Annotated in this window: 2 protein-coding genes; one reads left to right on the forward strand and one right to left on the reverse strand. The window is 70.1% G+C overall.

The window, feature by feature from the left end:
* A partial coding sequence (locus BZL64_RS38670) for a MarR family transcriptional regulator (protein ID WP_143663477.1) occupies positions 1 to 261 on the reverse strand: 261 nt, incomplete at its 3' end.
* 127 nt (positions 262 to 388) lie between these two features.
* Between BZL64_RS38670 and BZL64_RS38675 the strand changes: the two genes are divergently transcribed.
* Positions 389 to 793 (forward strand): HGxxPAAW family protein (locus BZL64_RS38675; RefSeq protein WP_244205814.1); only part of this gene is annotated, 405 nt, incomplete at its 3' end.

Raw genomic sequence — 793 nt, forward strand, 5'->3', positions numbered from 1 at the left:
GACGTATCCCGCGCGTTCCAGGCGGTTGAGGATGCCGGTCACGGCGCCCGTGGTGACGTGCACGCGGGTCGCGAGGTCGCCCGCGGTGAGGAGGTTCTCGCCGGCCTGGATGACGTAGCCGAAACAGGTCAGGTCGGTGACGTTCAGGCCCAGGCGCTGGGCCATCTCCTGCTGGCCGACCAGGCTGGCCGCGATGAGGTCGTCCATCGCCGACAGTGCCTGCGCGGGGGTGGCGGGTGGACGGGGTGACTGGGCGGTCATCGCGGGACGTGCTCCCTCTGCGGTCGGTTTCTGCGGCCGGTTTCTGCTGGCTCCTTGTTATCCGCTTTCGGTTTCTCTTACCTTGTAAGAGGTTATGTGTCTCAACTTCTTAGATCGTGAGGGGTCAATGTCTCTGTACGACGAAGGGCATACGGTCGCCGGCTGGACCGGCGTCGCGATCGCCACCCTCGGCACCTCGGTGGCGGGGGTCGGCGTGTGTGCCGTGTCCGGAGTGCTGGTGGGAGCGGGACTCGTGGTCGTGGCGCTGAGTGCGCTGGTCACGTGGGCGCTGCACCTGTCCGGGTGGGGCAAGCCGCCTGGCGTGCGGCCACGGGCCGAGTGGGGCATGCGGGTGCGGGACCTGGAGGCACGGGCCGGTCATCCGGCGTGCGTGGGGTGCCGGCTCGCGGGGCGGCGGCGAGTGGCCGAGGGGGCGTTGTCAGTGGCGGCGCCTACCGTGGTGGGTGATGGCACAGGCATGGAAGTGCGCGGGGCTGCGCTGGTCGGGGGCGGGGCCGGAGCTGCTGTGGGA

Origin of the sequence: Streptomyces bobili (genome assembly GCF_002154575.1) — a bacterium.
GTDB lineage: Bacteria > Actinomycetota > Actinomycetes > Streptomycetales > Streptomycetaceae > Streptomyces > Streptomyces bobili.